The sequence below is a fragment of the Streptomyces sp. NPDC002499 genome (genome assembly GCF_053595415.1).
Genome location: NZ_JBSFXO010000011.1, coordinates 152,187 through 168,482, shown reverse-complemented (window position 1 = coordinate 168,482; position 16,296 = coordinate 152,187). Strand labels below are relative to the sequence as shown.

Here is a 16,296-nt window from a genome sequence, read left to right as displayed (position 1 = left end):
AGGTCAGGAAGCAGGCTTGTCCGAGTGGCCCAGGGATCTCCCCGGGGCCACTCGGTCGCGTACGACCTGCTTGACCGCCGTCGGCTCGGGGAAGCCCTGGTCGCGGCGGTCCCAGACCACCTCGTCGTCGACGCGGACGATGAAGACCCCGCCCTTGCCCGGTTTGAGGGCGAGTTCGGACAGCTCCGTCTCGAAGGTGGTCAGGAGTTCCTGAGCCAGCCAGGCGGCGCGGGGCAGCCAGCGGCACTGCGTGCAGTACTCGATCTCGACACGGCCACTCATTCGAAGTGCACCGACCCATCCTGTTCCGCGGCCGGCTTGCCGTGCAGGTCGGGGACCCGCTTCAGCCACTTGGGCCGGCCTCGCTCTGTCTGCACCGCGCGGAGTGCCTGCTCGGCGGCGAGTTCCTCCCGGGTGGGAAAGTCCGTGGGCAGCCACGCGGCGGACGCCCGCACGCGCGCGTGGAGGTAGCCGACGTACGCCTCGCGCATCTCGTCGGGCGTGCCGAACTCCGTCAGCCAGGCGTCCGGGACCTCGGCGACGACCGCGCGCAGCAGGTCCTCGGTGACCTTGGGCGCCAGTTCGGCGTCGGCGGCGCGCACGTCCGGGGCGTAGTGGCCCAGGGCGTGGTTGCGGAAGTCGTAGACCTTGGTGGGGTCGGAGGCGTCCCAGCGGTGGTGGAAGACGAGGGCCGCGCCGTGGTCGATCAGCCAGAGGCGGGCGGGCGCGGTGCCGAAGGTCGGCCAGACCATCAGGTTGGAGCTGTGGACCGTACGGTCGACGTTGGCGGTCAGGGCGTCGAGCCAGACGATCCGGCCGGCCTCCAGGGAGTCGACGCGGAAGTGCTTCGCGAGGTCCGGGGTGAAGTCCTTGGCGCCCGGCAGGTAGTCCATGCCGAGGTTGACGCCCGCGCTCGCGGAGTGCAGGTGGCGCACCTCCTGGTGCGGCTCGCTGTCGGCGATCGCCGGGTCGAAGTGGACCAGGACGAGTTCCGGGAAGCGCAGCCCGAGCGCGCGTGCCAGTTCTCCGACGATCACCTCGGCGACCAGCGCCTTGCGGCCCTGCGCGGAGCCGGTGAACTTCACGACGTACATGCCCAGGTCGTCGGCCTCGACGACACCGGGGACGGAACCGCCGGACGTCAGGGGCTCGACGTAGTGGGTCGCGGTGACCTCTCTCAGCATTCCCTCAGGTCACCCCCTCTTTCCGGCTTCCGGCCCGAAGTGACCATAGTAACCGGGGGTGATCGTCGGCGAGGCGGCGGTCAGTCGGCCTCCGGCCCCTCGGTGACGCGGGGCGGTGAGTCGAGAGTCGCCGCCACGAGGTTGCGGATGGCCCGGTCGTCGAAGGTGAGGTCGAAGAACAAGCTCCGGAAGAGCATGAGCCCTGCCCACATGTCGAGGACCGTGGAGATGTCCGTGTCCTTGGGCATGTGACCCCGGTCCACCGCGCGCTGCAGCACGGTCGCGGACTGCCGCTTACGGTCCTGGATGAGCTCCTCGCGCAGGCGGCGGCCGAGTTCGGGGTCGGCGGCCGCGTCCGAGACCAGGGCCGGCAGGACCAGCCGTACCTTGGGCGAGCCGTAGAGCGCGGCGAGCGTGTCCGCCACGGCGAACACCTCCTGTCTGCTGTCGCCGACGTCGTCGACGGGGATGTCCGGCAGCTGGGTGCGTACGGCGTCGAGGGTGAGTGCGGCCTTGTTCGGCCAGGACCGGTAGATCGTGGCCTTGCCGACTCCGGCTTCGACGGCGATACCGCCGATCGTCAGCCGTGTGTACCCGAGCTCACCTAGCATTTTCAGTGTCGCCGCGAGGATGCGGTCGCGGGCTTCGAGGTCCCGCATGCGCTGACCGTCCTCGACGGTGACAGAAGTGAGTGATCGTTTCTGGCCCATGTGCAGGTCGGCTCTCCGGTCGTGCGACTTGGTGACACGCGTAGCCGCGGGGGGTGAGATCTCCGTGGAACGAGTCGTATCGTTCTTATGGTGGGGGCTGTTATGCGAATGCTCAAGTACCTTGCGAAACAATCACGTTCACACCTGTGCACGATCACAGCGCGTGACGTGTGAGGCGTGCGGGCAAGGGAGCGGCCCGGCCGCGCCGGTACCTCGACGGTATTCCGGCGCGGCCGTGGAGCGTCAGGTTCCGCGCGGTTCCCGGATCCAGTCCGAGATCTCCCGGGCGATGCCGGCGCCGGACCTGGCCCACCGCACGTGGTCGATCCGTTCGCCGTTCTCGGGGCGGTGGTGCACGCGCCGCACCTCGGCCCGGGGAAGCTTGGCGCACAACCGGTCCACCGCCGCGCGCGGAGCGAGTCCGTCACCCGCGAGGGACACGGCCAGCACCGGAAGCGTCACGGACGCGAACGCGGCCTCGTAGTCGAGGTCGGCACCCGCGGGCTCGAACCGTCCGGTACGGCAGATCCGCGCCCAGTCCCGCATCAGCCGCGCGGGCTGCCGGCCGCCGAAGCCCAGCCGGTGCCCGGGCCAGTACCCCCACAGCGAGGCGACCAGCGCGACGAACTGCGTACCGGCCAGCACGCGCAGCCGGGCGGCTCCGCTGAAGCCGCGCTGGTCGACCGATCCCGCGGCCACCAGCAGCAGACCGTCCACGCCCTTCGGCTCCCGGGCCGCGTACAGCACACCGACCTGGCCGCCGATGCTGTGCCCGAGCAGGAACAGCGGGATCTCCGCGCCGAACCGCTCCCGGGCGGCGGCGACGAGGGCGGGCCAGTCCCGGCCGGCCAGCTCGTGGTAGCCGTGGTGGCTGCCGCGCCCCGCCCTCGGCGTGCTGTGCCCCTGTCCGCGCAGGTCGGCCGCGACGACGGCGATCCCCTGGGCCGCGAGTTCGGCGCAGAACGGCGCGTAGTACGAAGCGGTCACACCGAGCGCGGGCCAGAGCAGCACCACCGCCCTGGGCGCCTCCTGCGGAAGCGTGACCAGCGCGGCGACATGGGCCTCGCCGGGCCGTGCCGGATCGCCACCGCCGGGCAGGGCGATCCGCCAGACGTCCTCGTCGGCCATCAGTGGGACCCGTCGAGCAGCATGTACGCGAGCCGGGTGTCCTGTGTCTCCCGCGACCACCGTTCCGCGGCTTCCATACGCTCCTCGATCCCCGTGTCCACCAGCCGGCGTCCCGGCCAGATCTCGTAGTCTCCCAGCAGGTCCCCGTGCTCTGCCAGACCCTCCTGGAACAGGGTCTCCCGACGGAACAGCACCTCGACCATCGGGAGCTTCTCCCACAACCGCCGCCCCTCGTGGATGAGTTCGAGCAGCCGCCCCCGCTCTTCGGGGTGTGCGGTCAGGTGGGTGCGGATGATCGACGAGCCGACCGCGAGATGGCGGATCTCGTCCATGTTCGCCCCGCGCTCGACCAGGGCCGCCGACGGGTCGAACACCTTCCACTTGCGCTCGCTCAGCTCCGCCGCCGGCGCCAGCACGCCCTCGACGAGGACGGTGAGGACGAGGACACCGCCGTAGAAGTCGCCCTGGTCGCGTAGGACTTGCAGGCCGAACTCCTCGAGCGGGTCGAGGACGGCGGCGCCCGAGGCGGCCGCGGTCCGCGCGACGGCGGACGCCACCTCGGCCGCGGGCACCCCGGCCGCCACCAGGTGCTCACGGAACACGCGGGCGTGGCGGGCCTCGTCGACGAGCTGGGTGGCGAAGAACTCCAGGCAGTCGGTGTCCGGAGCCTGGTGGACCAGGAAGGACAGGGCCCGCGTGGCCTTCTCCTCCGCGAGTGTGCGGAAGGTGAACTCCTCGACCAGCGCGTCGTGCAGCGGGCCCGGACGGCGTACGGCATCGGTGGGGGCCTGGGCCGTCACCGTGCCGTCCGACAGGCGGCGCAGCATGGTGCCCGCCACGTGTTCCAGCCAGTAGGGCAAGTCGCAGTCCCGCACGGTCAGTTCGAGGTCGCGTGCGCCCTCCAGTACGCCCGGGGCCCGGTCCCAGTCGGCTTCCAGGGGAAGTGCTGCCATGGTGTCGTCCTTAGTTCGGTGAGGGTGAGTCGGAAGGAGGGGTGAAGGGTGAGGGGAAGGGTGAAGAGTGAGGGGTGTCCAGGGATGGTCAGACCGCGCCGGTGGCCCGCAGCAGGCGCCACACGGCGCCGGGGCGGACTCCGTCCTGGAAGGCCACGTACTCGGGTTCGACCACGTGGGGGTCCCACTTGAGCTTGAAGACCTCCTGGGTGCGCGCGGGGTAGACCGCGCTCCCGCGCCGGGCCACCAGTCGCAGCGCCCGGGTCAACGACGGTGAGGCGCCGGACGGTTCGTGCTCGTCGGCGAGTCCGGCGAACGGGGTCAGCCCCAGGTGCAGCCAGCCCGCGCCCTCCTCGGAGAAGCGGGTCAGGGCGGTGAGGTTGACCAGTTCGATGGTGCCGACGGGAGCCTGGGGGGCACGGCGGGTGAGGTCGTACAACCAGCCCGGGCGGCTGCCCCACGCGGGCGAGTAGGTGATGTACGCGACGATCCGGCCCTGGTGCCGGGCCAGGAAGGTGCGGCGCAACGGCCGCCCGGGGCCGCCGCGTTCGCCGACCAGGAACGCCAACTGCCTTACGTGGCGGCCCTTTGCGCGCAGCCACTCGCGGTCGATGCGGTCCAGGGCCTCCTGGTCGACCGGGTCGTCGGGGCCCGCCTCCGTCACCGTCACCTCCTCGCGGCGGGCGCGGGAGACGTTCTGCCGGATCTTGGCCAGCGCCTTTCCGCGGAGCGTGAACCGGCTCAGGTCAATGCCGTAGGTGCTGCCGATCTGGTTGACCGTGAAGCCCCGTTCGGCGTACAAGTCCACGTCCTGCGCGCGTACTTGGACAGCCGTCAGCAGCCCGCGTCCGCGCAGGGACGCCAGGTACTCGTCGAGCAGTGGCCCGCGCGCGTTCGGGGGTGCCAGTGGGCCGGCGAACTGGATGTGGTGGCGTCGGCCGGGCAAATGCGCGACCAGGCCGGGCACCTGGCGTCCGTGGTGGTGGCGGGTGCGTGCGTTGACGGCCAGGAATGCGCTGGGGTGATCGGCGTATGTGCGGAGGACGTCGATCGCGTCGCGCGCGTCCGGCCTGTCCGGCCTGTCCCGCGTTTCCGGCGGGCTCGGTGGGCTGGGCGGGCTCAGTGGACTTGGCGGGCTCGGCGGGCTCGGCTGGCTCATCGTGTCCCGCCCGCGACGGCCCGGTCGGCTTCCGTGCCCTCCATGACCCCTGCAACCTTCACGCCCCCCGCAACCTCCGCAGCCTCCGCGTCATTCGCGCCCTGCACACCCTGCACGTCCTGCGCGTCCTGCGCGTCCTGCGCGTCCGCCGGCAGCCGCGCGGTGAAGGCCAGGCTCTGCTCGAAGCGGACGAAGGCGGGATGGGGCTTCGGCTCGAACGGGACCGCGAACGGTTTGAGGAAGTTCCCCAACAGGCCCCGGTCGCCGCACAGATGGATCGGCACCGCGAGCAACGCCCACTCGGGGCCGATCAGCCAGGCCCACAGGGCGACCACGGCGCCGGCCGTCAGCCAGCTGTGCATCGTGTTGTAGAGGACGTAGTAGACGCGCGGCAGCTGTCCGGTGGCCGATCGGCGGTGGGCCAGCGCGCCGGGCACGTAGCCGATCACGTCGATGTACGCGAACAGCGCGACGGCCACCGGCCAGCGCACCTCGTCCCAGTGGGCGAGGAACAGGCCCGCGGACAGGGCGAGGCCGACGCAGTACTCGGCCCGCAGCAGCCGGTAGGTGACCCGGCTCTCGAAGCGGTTGACGGCGTCCATCAGGCCGCCACCCGGTCCGTCCCGGCCGGCCCGTCGTCCAGGAGCGCGCGCAGGATGTCCTCGATGGTCTCGCGCAGCACCCGCTCGGCGACCGGGTCGATGATCCCGGCCAGGCTCGGCAGACCGAAGTCGAACGCGGCCGTGAAGCGCACCCGGGCCCCGTCCCGCGCGGTCGGGGTCACCTCCCAGCGGCCCTCGAAGGACTCGAAGTCCCCCTCGGTCTGCCGGAATTCGATGCGCAGCGCCGCGTCGTCGAACACGTCCTCCTCGCTCCACGCGAGGACGCCGTTGCGGAAGTCCACCTCCCAGTCGCTGAGCACTGCCGAGGCGGTCTGCGACGGCCGGACCGTCACGCTGCGCACCACGTCGACCAGGTCGGGATAGCGGGCGAAGTCCCGGATCCGGTCGTATGCCTGACGGGGAGTCAATCCGTCCCCGCTGTAGTCGAGTTCAACCGAACGCATGTCAGTTCCTTTCGGTACCGGGCCCCGGACAGGGGTAGGGAAAGCGCCGGGCGAGCGCCTGGGCGGCGCCTTCCAGGGCCTCGGTCAGTCGGTCCGTCCCGGCCTCGTCGAGCACCGCGGGCGGTGTCAGCCGGACGACCGACTGCGCGTTGAGCGAGTGGTTGGCGATCACGTCCCGGTCGAGGAGTTCGAGCAGGAACTCGCCCGCCAGGCCGGCGTCCTGGAACTCCACGCCGATGAGCAGTCCGAGCCCGCGCACCTCGGAGACGAGATGCGGGCAGTGCCGGGCCACCGTGTCCCGCAGCGAGTTGAGCAGCAGGCCGCCCAACAGGGCTGCTCGGTCGACGAGTTGCTCGTCCTCGACGACCTCGACCGCCGCTTCGGCCGCCGCCATCGCGATCGGTGCCGCCGAGAAGGTCGAGGTGTGCAGGAACGGGTCGCGGTCGAAGGGCGCGAACGCCCGCGCGGTGGCGATCGCCGCAGCGACCGGGACGACACCACCGCTGAGCGCCTTGCCGACCAGCAGGACGTCGGGCACCACCCCTTCCCGGTCGGCGCCCCACCAGTGGCCGAGCCTGCCGAGGCCGGTCATCACCTCGTCGAGCACGAAGAAGGCGCCCGTGTCCGCGCAGGCAGACGCCACGTCCTTGAGGTAGCCGGCCGGCGGCATCAGGACGCCGGCCTCGCTCTGCACCGGCTCCACGATCACCACGGCGTCTGAGCCGTCGGCGCCGAGCGCCTCGCGGAGCGCGGCTGCGTCGCCGTAGGGCACGTGTTCCGTCTCCAGCAAGGGCAGGAAGGGATCGCGGTAGAGGGGCTTGCCGGTCGCCGAGAGGGCGCCGAGCGTCTTGCCGTGGAAGCCGCCGGTGGTGGACACGATCCGCCGGTGGCCGTGTGCGCGGGCCAGTTTCAGCGCCGTCTCGACCGCCTCCGCACCGGAGTTGGTGAAGTGCACCCGCTCAAGACCGGCCGGTGCCACCCGGGTCAGCGCGGCCGCCGCGTCGGCGGCCTTCGGTTCGAGGAGCATCCGGGTGGCCAACGGATGCGTACGCAGCTGCCGTTCGACGGCGGCGACGATCCGCGGATGGCAGGCGCCGGCCAGGAACACGCCGTAGCCGCCGCAGTTGAGGAACTCCCGTCCGTCGGCCGTCCGTACCGTGCTGCCGTAGGACGCGACTTCGACGTGTCCGCCGAACAGTTCGCCGAGCTTGCCCCTCCCCCGGCTCAGGTGCTGCTTGTAGCGGCGGGCCACGTCCTGGCCCGGGGACGTCCCCGCGTCCGTCGTCGTGCCGTGGGTCTGTCGCATGGTCGTCTCCCTTCCGTCGTCCGTGTGGTCACGCGAGCCGCAGCGGGGCGCCGGCGTGGTGGTCCAGCAGGGCCTGGGCGCTCGCGCCGCGCGAGGGCGGGTGGAAGGCCAACGCGCGGCTGACGGCGAGCAGATGGCCGATGTCGCAGCTGGTCGCGAAGGCCAGGCCGCCGAGGAGTTCGGCGGCGCGATCGGCCGCCGAGACCAGCAGCTCCTGGACCGCGTAACGGGCCGTCAGGACCATCGCCAGCTCGTCGTTGCCCACCGGCCCCGCGTCCACCACCCGTGCGGTGTTCTCCGCGAGCGCGATCGCGGCCTCCACCTGTGTCAGCACGGCGGCGCGGTCGGTCGCGGAGCCCTTGCCGGCGTTCAGAGCGCTCTCGGCGAGCCGGGCGACCGCGCCGGTGTAGACGCTGGTGACGAGCAGTTCGAACCACACGAAGCCGATCGTCTGCAACGTGTCGAGTCCGGTGCCCAGTTCGACCTGCGGGCGCAGCATGAGTTCCGTCGGCACGTGCACGTCCGTCAGGACGACCTCGTCGCTCTCGGCGCCGGCCAGGAAGGGTGCGCCCCAGAAGGGGCGCCGGGTGATGCCGGGTGATGCGGTGGGGACGAGGGCGACGCCCAGCTCGGTCGTGCCGTCCTCCCCGGTCAGGGCGACGCTCGCGGTGATCAGGTCCATGGACTGCGAGAGGCTGCACGGCTTCTTGCTGCCGCTGACCAGCCAACCGGCCTCGGCGGGCCGGGCCTTGACCGCGGAGTCGAGGATCCCGGCGCCGGGGCGGCCCTCGGCGAACGCCGAGGCCACCAGCAGCCGGTCGCGGGCGATGCCCTCGATGAGCATCCACTCCAGACCGGAGGCGTCGGCGGAGGCCACCAGGGCGACCAGGCTCGCGACCGAGAAGTTGTGCATCGCCGTCGCCACCCCCAGAGAGGGGGACAGCGCGCCCAGCGCCCGGGAGACACGGGTCGCCCGCAGCGCTCCCGCGCCCGCGCCGCCGTACGCGCCGGGCACCAGCAGCCCGGGGCCGCCGCTCTTGCGGAACGCGTCGAGTCCGGGACCGCCGGGCGACTCCAGCACTTGGAGCGGTACGTCGGCGAGGGTCGGCGCGAGTCCGGGCAGCAGCGTGTCGAGTGCCTCGCGGGCCGTGTCCATACCGCGCATCAGAGGGGTACCTCCTTGTCGCCGCCGAGGCGGTTCTCGTCGCTGAGGCGGTCGTCGTCGCTGAAGCGGCCGTCGTCACCGAGGCGTTCGTCGTCGGCGGGCTGGGCGAACACGGCGTCCGAGGGCCGCACCCCGTGGGCGACGCTCACTCCCTGGAGGTGAGAGGTGCGCAGCAAGGGGTAGTTGGCCTCGCCGCCGGGGCCGCCGGTCAGGCCGGTTCCGCCGTGGGTCGGCAGGACGGGCAGGAAGCCGATGTGCGAGTCGTTGACCTTGAGCAGGCCGCCGTTGCGCACGCGGCGCAGGAACAGCTCCGCGGTCTCCTCGTCGCCGGTCCACAGCGAGTTGCGCAGCCCGTACTCGTTGCTGTTGACGAACTCCGTGACAAGCGTGAGGAGTTCGTCGTCGGGCAGCTCTTCCGGCACCACGACCGGCAGCAGCGGGAAGAACGTCTCGTGGCGTACGGCGTCCAGTTCCCGCGCTCCCTTGAGGCCGTCCACCCGGATCACCGTGGGTTCCAGGAACAGACCGCGGACGTCGTCGGGACGGCCGTCCACGTCCAACCGGCGTCCGCCGCAGACGAGTTCGGCGCCCGCCTCGACGGCCTGGCGCAGCACGTCGTTGAACCGGTCCGTGCGCAGTACGGGCGACAGGAGTGCGTCCGGCGCCTCGGGCGGTCCGGGCCGGATGGCCGCGGCGCGCGCGGCGAGCTTCGCCAGCAACTCGTCGGCGACGCGCGGGTGCACGACCGCGCAGTTGGGGACCATGCAGATCTGTCCGGAGCCGTAGAAGGCCTCGGCCAGCGCCTCCGCCGCGAGGTCGAGGTCGGCGTCGTGCCACACCACGCAGATGTCGTTGCCGGCGAGCTCAAGCACCGGCTTCTTGCCGCGGGCCGTGCACTCGGCGCCGAAGGCGATGCCCTGTTCGCTGCCGCCGAAGTACATGATGTCGTCGACCAGCGGGCTCGCCAGCCACTGTTCGACCGTGGCGCCGGCGTCCGAGCACAGCACCGACAGCGCGGCGGCCGGGGCGCCGGCCCGCTCCAGGGCGGGCGCCACCAGCTCGCGCAGCGCGTACATCACACCGAGCGGCGCGCTCCGCGGTGCCCGGACGACCAGGGCGTTGCCGGCCGCGAGGGCCCAGATGCCGAGCAGGGCGTTGGACACGGTCGCGTTCTGCGGCGGGTTGAGACAGACCACGCCGTCGGCGACCCGGCGCACTCTCAACTCCCGTGCGCCGTCCCGCACTCGGTACTCCAGCTGTCCGGCGAGGAAGTCCCGGGTGGCGGCGCCGGTGGCCGCGAGCATGCCCGCGACCTGCCAGCGGGCCAGTGACCGCGGATGTCCCTCGGCGATCATCAGGTCGACCAGCGCGTCCTGCTTCTCCCGTACGAGGTGGTGGAACTCCTCGACGACCCGCATCCGGGTGGCGGGCGAGGCCCCCGCCCAGGTGTCGACGGCGCGTGCCGCGGCCTGGAGGGCGGCCTCCATGTCGTCGCGGTCGGCGACCGCGCACCGGCCGATGACGTCGGTGCCGACCTCCTCGGGGCTCAACCGGCCGCGTTCCAGGCCGCGTTTGACGCGGACGGCGCCGAAGAAGTCGCTCAGCATGGCCGAGCTGCGCAGCGTGTACACCCAGCGTCGGCCGGGCTGTTCGACGCCGCCGATGTAGGAGCCGAGACTCAGCACGTCGTCAGTCCTTTCCGAGGCGGGAGACCGCGTGGTCGAACGCGGCGGCGAGGGCGGTGATCCGCTCGCCGTCGTCGAACATGGAGAAGTGGTGTCCGGGCACCTTGCGCACGCGCAGCCGCCCGGTGATGTGGTCCTGCCACAGCGACTTGTCGCGTTCGTTGATGTGCAGCGCGTCGAGCAGTTCCTCGGGCTCGGCCTCCTCGGCGCGCAGCAGCAGGATGTCGCCGTCGAAGGGGCGGTCCGGGTAGTACGACTTGAGCCAGTCGTGGTTGGCCTGCCACACCGCGAGGAAGCCCTCCTCGCGCAGGATGCCGACGTCGACGCCCGCCAGCAGCGTCGACTGCCGGGCCAGTACCTCGAAGGCGCCCTCGAAGGCCTCGCTGTCCAGCCGTCCGCCGACGTAGCTCTCGGGGACGTGCGAGTCGAGCATGACCAGCGGTTCGACCTGCTCGCCGGCGGCCTGGAGTTGCAGCGCCATCTCGAAGGCGACGTTGCCGCCGAAGGAGTAGCCGCCCAGCCGGTAGGGGCCGGCCGGCTGCACGGCGCGGATGCGGTCGAGGTAGAGCGCGGCGAGTTCGCGCAGGGTGCCGGGCAGGGTGTCGGCGGCGGACGGGAACGACAGGGCCGCCAGCGGCAGGGCCGAGCCGGAGTACTCGGCGAGCTTGAAGTACAGCAGGTTGGTGCCGCCGGCCGGGTGGACCAGGAACAGCGGCCGTCCCTCGCCCTCGCGCACGGTGACCAGGCCGCTGGGGCGGCTGCCGTGGGTGAGCCGGGCCCGCAGGGCGTCGGCCATCCGGGCCGGGGTGCGCAGCAGACCGAAGTCGTCGAGCTCGAGCACCACGCCGAAGGCGTCACGGAAGTCGCTGACGATCTCCACGGCGGCCATCGAGTCGCCGCCCAGGTCACGGAAGTCGTCGTCCGGGCCGATGCCCTCGACCCCGAGGTGCTGTTCGAGAACGGCGACGACCCGGTCCAGCAGTTGCCGGTCGTCGCGTGCGGCGGTCCCCGCGGGGGGTTCGGGGACCGCCGCGCGAGCGCCGCGCGCCGGCTCGGTGGCCGGTCGCTCCGGTACGGGCCGGTCGATGTCCGGCTCGATCCAGTGGCGCTCCTCCCGCAGGGGGTGACCCGGCAGGGAGATCTTGTGGGCGGGCGTGAACGGCCATACGGCGTCGGGCAGTTCGCCGTTGGGCGCGCCCGCGATCAGGGCGTCGAGCCCCGCCGTCACCTCGGCGAGCTCGGTCGCGGTGAAGGTGTGGCTCACCGGGAACCGGGAGCGGCCCGTGAACAGCGAGTAGGCGAGGTCGGCCACGTCGGTCCGGGGCGCGGCGGCCAGCCGGGCGCGCAGGTGGCGGGCCAACTCCCTTAGCGCGTCTGCGTCCTTGGCCGTGAGCACGATCGGCAGAGGGGTCGCTTCCGCGGGCGCCGGACGTTCCTGCGGCCGAGGGGCGCGGGCCAGGACGCAGTGGGCGTTGGTGCCGCCGATGCCGAACGAGCTGACCGCGGTGGCGCGCAGGGGTTCCTCGGTGAAGCGGACGGCCTCGCGCGGCACGTCGTACGGCGTCCGGTCCAGTTGCAGGAACGGGTTGGGCTCGCCGATGTTGATCTGCGGCGGCACCGTCTGGTGGTGCAGGGCAAGGGCCGCCTTGATCAGTCCGGTGACACCGGCCGCCGCGTCCAGGTGACCGAGGTTGGCCTTGACGCTCCCGATGAGGCAGCCGGCCGCGACGCCGCCCGCGTCCCGGTGGGCGGCGGCGAGCGAGCTCAGCTCCAGCGGGTCGCCCACGGCGGTGCCGGTGCCGTGGGTCTCGACGTACCCGATGTCCCGGGCAGGGATGCCGGAGACGGCCAGCGCGCGTCCGATGACCTCGCGCTGTCCCGCCGGACCGGGCGCGGTGAAGCCGATCTTCGCGGCACCGTCGTTGTTGATCGCGGTGCCGCGGATCACGGCGTACACGCGGTCGCCGTCGCGTTCGGCGTCCGCCAGGCGTTTGAGGACGACGACCCCGCAGCCGTTGCCCTTGACGGTCCCGGACGACTCGGCGTCGAAGACCCGGCAGTGGCCGTCGCGGGAGAGGATGCCGCCTTCCTGGTAGGCGTAACCGGCGGTCTGCGGCAGCGTGATGCTGACCCCGCCCGCCAGCGCGGCGTCGATGTCGCCCGCGTCCAGGGCCCGGCAGGCCAGGTGCACGGCCGTCAGGGAGCTGGAGCAGGCGGTCTGCACGGTCATGGCCGGGCCGCGCAGGCCCAGCTTGTAGGCGGCGCGGGTGGCGAGGAAGTCCTTGTCGTTGCCGAGCAGGACGGGATACGTCAGCGCCGAGTCCGCGTATTCGGCGGAGCGCAGCACGTGGAAGAGGAGATACGTGCTGAGGCTGGTCGCGGCGTACACGCCGACGTTGTCCTGGGCGTCGGGGGCGAGTCCCGCGTCCTCCAGCGCCCGCCAGGCGCAGGTGAGGAAGACGCGGTGCTGCGGGTCCATCAGCCGGGCGTCGCGCCGGGTGACGCCGAAGAACTCGGCGTCGAAGAGGTCGGCGTCGGCCAGGTCGGCGCCGTGGGGGACGTATGTGGGTGAGCCGGCGAGGGCGGCGGGTACGCCGGCCTCGGTCAGCTCCTGCGGGGTGAACTGCCGCACGGCCTCCGCTCCGTGCACCAGCTCCTCCCACAGTCCGGCCACCGAGTCGGCGCCGGGAAAGCGCCCGGCCATACCGACGACGGCTATCGGTCCGGTGTGCGGTGCGGTTCGCTCAGTCATGCGTGTTCCCCCGTATGGAATCGATGTGCGCGGCGAGCTTGCGCGTGGTGGTGTGCGTGAAGAGTTCGATCATTTCCAGCTCGTCGACGGCGAGTTGGCTGCTCAGCAGGCGGTGCACCTCGACGACGTGCATCGAGGAACCCCCGACGTCGAAGAAGTTGTCGTCGGGACCGAACTCCGCGCCGGGCAGCACCTGTTGCCATACGTCCCGTACGGCGTCGACCGTGGAGGCCTGGTCGGTCGGGCCGGTCGGGCCGGTCGGGCCGGTCGGCGGCACGGCCGGGCTCCGGTCCGTGCGCTCGGGCCAGGGCAGCGCGGCCTCGTCCACCTTGCCGTTGACGGTCAGTGGCAGCCCGGCCACCCGGACGAGCGCGGCGGGGACCATGTACGAGGGCAGCAGTGAACGCAGCGACTCGCGTACGGCGGCGTCCGACGGCACCTCCCGGCCGGACACGAAGGCCACGAGGGCCGGATGCCCCGCGTCCCGCTCGTCGAGGCGTACGGCGCACTCGCGCACGCCCGGCAGGGACAGCAGCGCCGACTCGATCTCGCCCAACTCGATGCGGAAGCCCCGCAGTTGGATCTGTTTGTCCATGCGGCCCAGGTGCACCAGGGTGCCGTCGGGGCGGACGAGCCCCAGGTCGCCGGAGCGATAGACCCGCTCGCCGGCCCGGACGGGGAACCGCTCGTCGGTCAGTTCCGGCTGCTCGCGGTAGCCGCGGGTGACGCCCGCGCCCGAGACGACCAGCTCGCCGGGCACACCGGGCGGGCAGGGATGGCCGTCGGTGTCGACGACACGCACGTTGAGGTCGGGCAGCGGGCGGCCGATGGCCGACACGGTCTCGTAGCGGGCGTCCTCGGCGGTGACCGGGTGGTGGGTGACGTGGACGGTGGTCTCGGTGATGCCGTACATGTTCACCAGCCGGGTCCGCGAGCCCATCAGCTCGAACCAGGGGCGCAGTGCCGCGTAGCGCAGGGCCTCGCCGCCGAACACGACGTGGCGCAGGGCGAGTTCGTCCCGGTCCTGTGGTCGGAGCACCTTCAGCAGCTGGCCGAACGCCGACGGCGTCTGGTTGAGCACCGTGACCCGATCGCCGAGCAGGAACTCCCGGAATTGGTCCGGGGATTTGGCGGTGGTCTCCGGCACGATCGCGAGCCGGCCGCCGTACAGCAGCGCGCCGAAGATCTCCCAGACGGAGAAGTCGAAGGCGTAGGAGTGGAACAGGCTCCACACGTCGCGCGGGCCGAAGCCGAACAGTTCCTCGGTGGAGCGCATGAGCCGCATGACGTTGCGGTGCGTGACCTGGACGCCCTTGGGCCGGCCGGTGGAGCCGGAGGTGAAGATGACATAGGCGTCCGCGTCCGGGTCGTGCAGGACCGGCAGCGCGCTCGCCTCCCCCGGCGCCAGCAGGTCGGCGGCCGGCAGCCGGACCGTTTCGGCGTCGGGCCAGCGGGGTTCGTCCTCGACGACGGGCAGCCCTTCGGGGAAGCTGCGCAGGATCTGGCCGATCCGGGCCGTGGGCGAGGACGGGTCGAGTGGCACGTAGGCCTTGCCGGCCTTGAGGACACCGAGGATCACGGCGACCAGGCCGGGTCCGCGGCGCAGGGCGACGCCCACGTGCCGGCCGGGCACCCGCTCGGCGAGCCGGGCGGCGACGACGTCGGCCCTGCGGTCCAGTTCGGCGTAAGTGAGGCTGTCCGGGCCGAGGTTGACGGCGACCCGGTTGGGGTGGCGGCGCGCGGTCTGCTCGAACCACACGGACAGGGAGGCCTCCACCGGGAACGGCGGGCGGGCCGCCCCCGGGTTGACCAGGTGGTGCAGGCGGGCCTCGGCGTCGGCGGACAGCGCGGGGATCGAGGTCACCGGCCGGTGGGGGTCGCGGCCGACGGCGTCGAGGACCGTGCGCATCACGCCGAGCGGGTCGGTCGCCCACTGTTCGTGGGAGCACTCGACGTTGACGGTGAAGGACGTGCCGAAGTCCTCGACGTTCATCGACAGCGGGTACTTCACCAGGCCGCGGGGCAGGTCGAGGGAGTCCACCGCGCAACCGTCCAGGCGGATGTCCAGCGGCTGCTTGTAGTAGGTGAAGGTGGTGTCGGTGCTCAGCGGTCCGCCGGTCACGCCCGGGCACACCTCGCGGGCGGCGGCGGCCAGGTCGAAGTCCTGGTGGCGCAGCATGCCGGTGCTGCGGGACTGCACGGCACGGCACAGGTCCGCGAAGGTGTCGTGCTCGGTCAGGTCGACGGCCAGCGGCAGGGTGTTGACGAAGTAGCCGAACGCCTTGCGCTGCCGCAGACCCCGGCGGTTGGCCAGCGGCAGGCCCGTCACCGACTGCCGGTTGCCGGTGCAGCGGCTGTAGGCGACGAGATAGGCGGCCAGGAAGAAGGAGAACGGCGTGCAGCCCAACTCCTTGGCCTGCAGCCGGAGGTGGTCGCTGGTCTCGGCGTCCAGCTCCAGCCGGCGCTCCTCGCCGAGCAGCCCGCCGTCGGGGGCCCGCCGGCCCAGCAGCCGGTCGTCGGTCAGGGAGGTGAGATGGCCGAGTTGCTCGGCGAAGTGCTCGATCGCCGCCGGGCGCGGGGCGGTCGGCGCGACCAGCTCGGAGGGGTCGTCGGCGGCCGACGCGGGCAGCGGCGCGTCCGGGTCGGCGTACAGCCGCTCCAGCTCCTCGACGAAGTTGAAGTACGCGTAGCCGTCGAGAACGATGTGCGAGAAGAGCATCGCCGCGTAGACCGCGTGGTCGTCCTCGTAGAGTGTGAAGTGGTACTGCTCCGGCGCGTCCGGCGGCAGCGGGGTGTCCGCGAGCTGGGCGAGCCGGCGCGCGACCTCCTCACGGGCGTCACCGGCGAGCCGCACCAACGGGATGTCCGTCGGAGACGGGTAGCGGGGCGGCCGGTCCACCGCGAGGACACGGCCGTCGCGCTGGACGAAGACGGTGTTGAGGGCGCGGATGCCACCGCTGAGGCGGGCGAGCGCCGTGCGCAGCCGGTCGGTGTCGACGTCGCCGGTGATGCGGTAGGCGCCGGCCAGGTTGAAGGCGGCGTTGTTGGTGAAGAGCTGGGTGTGGGTGTGGAGCTTCAGCTGCGCCGGGGTGGCCGGGCGGGCCGACTGGCTCTCAGACATGCGGGGTATTCCTCTTCAGGCTCTCGAGGCTCAGCTGCGGGTGCCGGTGCGGACCGACGACGAACGG

The 16,296-nt window shown here is 72.1% G+C and carries 13 protein-coding genes; all 13 read right to left on the bottom strand.

What is annotated here, in order from left to right; translation table 11 throughout:
- Positions 1–3: 3 nt before the first annotated feature.
- Entirely contained in the window at positions 4–282 is a 279-nt protein-coding gene (locus ACWD5F_RS30385; RefSeq protein ID WP_124001663.1) for a SelT/SelW/SelH family protein, read from the bottom strand.
- A complete protein-coding gene (locus ACWD5F_RS30380; RefSeq protein ID WP_451259175.1) occupies positions 279–1,184 on the bottom strand; it encodes a HipA family kinase in 906 nt (301 codons plus the stop codon). Before ACWD5F_RS30380 ends, ACWD5F_RS30385 begins: the two co-directional genes overlap by 4 nt.
- An 80-nt stretch (positions 1,185–1,264) precedes the next feature.
- On the bottom strand, positions 1,265–1,843 hold the full coding sequence (locus ACWD5F_RS30375) for a TetR/AcrR family transcriptional regulator (protein ID WP_451259173.1): 579 nt from the start codon (positions 1,841–1,843) through the stop codon (positions 1,265–1,267).
- A gap of 294 nt (positions 1,844–2,137) precedes the next feature.
- Positions 2,138–3,022, bottom strand: coding sequence for an alpha/beta hydrolase family protein (locus ACWD5F_RS30370; protein WP_451259171.1), 885 nt, complete (start codon positions 3,020–3,022; stop codon positions 2,138–2,140).
- Positions 3,022–3,975, bottom strand: a complete 954-nt coding sequence (locus ACWD5F_RS30365; protein WP_401718215.1) for a VlmB-like protein — start codon at positions 3,973–3,975, stop codon at positions 3,022–3,024. Before ACWD5F_RS30365 ends, ACWD5F_RS30370 begins: the two co-directional genes overlap by 1 nt.
- A gap of 88 nt (positions 3,976–4,063) precedes the next feature.
- Positions 4,064–5,134, bottom strand: a complete 1,071-nt coding sequence (locus ACWD5F_RS30360; RefSeq protein WP_451259168.1) for a phosphatidylglycerol lysyltransferase domain-containing protein — start codon at positions 5,132–5,134, stop codon at positions 4,064–4,066.
- A complete protein-coding gene (locus ACWD5F_RS30355; protein ID WP_451259166.1) occupies positions 5,131–5,736 on the bottom strand; it encodes a hypothetical protein in 606 nt (201 codons plus the stop codon). Before ACWD5F_RS30355 ends, ACWD5F_RS30360 begins: the two co-directional genes overlap by 4 nt.
- A complete protein-coding gene (locus ACWD5F_RS30350) occupies positions 5,736–6,200 on the bottom strand; it encodes a type II toxin-antitoxin system RatA family toxin (RefSeq protein ID WP_451259164.1) in 465 nt (154 codons plus the stop codon). The genes ACWD5F_RS30355 and ACWD5F_RS30350 overlap by 1 nt, the downstream gene beginning before the upstream one ends.
- Position 6,201: 1 nt before the next feature.
- The gene (locus ACWD5F_RS30345; protein WP_451259162.1) at positions 6,202–7,506 is read right to left on the bottom strand and encodes an aspartate aminotransferase family protein; all 1,305 of its coding nucleotides are present in this window, start codon (positions 7,504–7,506) and stop codon (positions 6,202–6,204) included.
- A 28-nt stretch (positions 7,507–7,534) separates the two neighbouring features.
- Positions 7,535–8,671: an acyl-CoA dehydrogenase gene (locus ACWD5F_RS30340; RefSeq protein WP_451259160.1), complete on the bottom strand. Its 1,137-nt coding sequence runs from the start codon at positions 8,669–8,671 to the stop codon at positions 7,535–7,537.
- On the bottom strand, positions 8,671–10,356 hold the full coding sequence (locus ACWD5F_RS30335) for an aldehyde dehydrogenase family protein (RefSeq protein ID WP_451259158.1): 1,686 nt from the start codon (positions 10,354–10,356) through the stop codon (positions 8,671–8,673). Before ACWD5F_RS30335 ends, ACWD5F_RS30340 begins: the two co-directional genes overlap by 1 nt.
- A 4-nt stretch (positions 10,357–10,360) precedes the next feature.
- A complete protein-coding gene (locus ACWD5F_RS30330) occupies positions 10,361–13,108 on the bottom strand; it encodes a beta-ketoacyl synthase N-terminal-like domain-containing protein (RefSeq protein ID WP_451259156.1) in 2,748 nt (915 codons plus the stop codon).
- The gene (locus tag ACWD5F_RS30325; protein ID WP_451259154.1) at positions 13,101–16,229 is read right to left on the bottom strand and encodes a non-ribosomal peptide synthetase; all 3,129 of its coding nucleotides are present in this window, start codon (positions 16,227–16,229) and stop codon (positions 13,101–13,103) included. The genes ACWD5F_RS30330 and ACWD5F_RS30325 overlap by 8 nt, the downstream gene beginning before the upstream one ends.
- Positions 16,230–16,296: the final 67 nt, after the last annotated feature.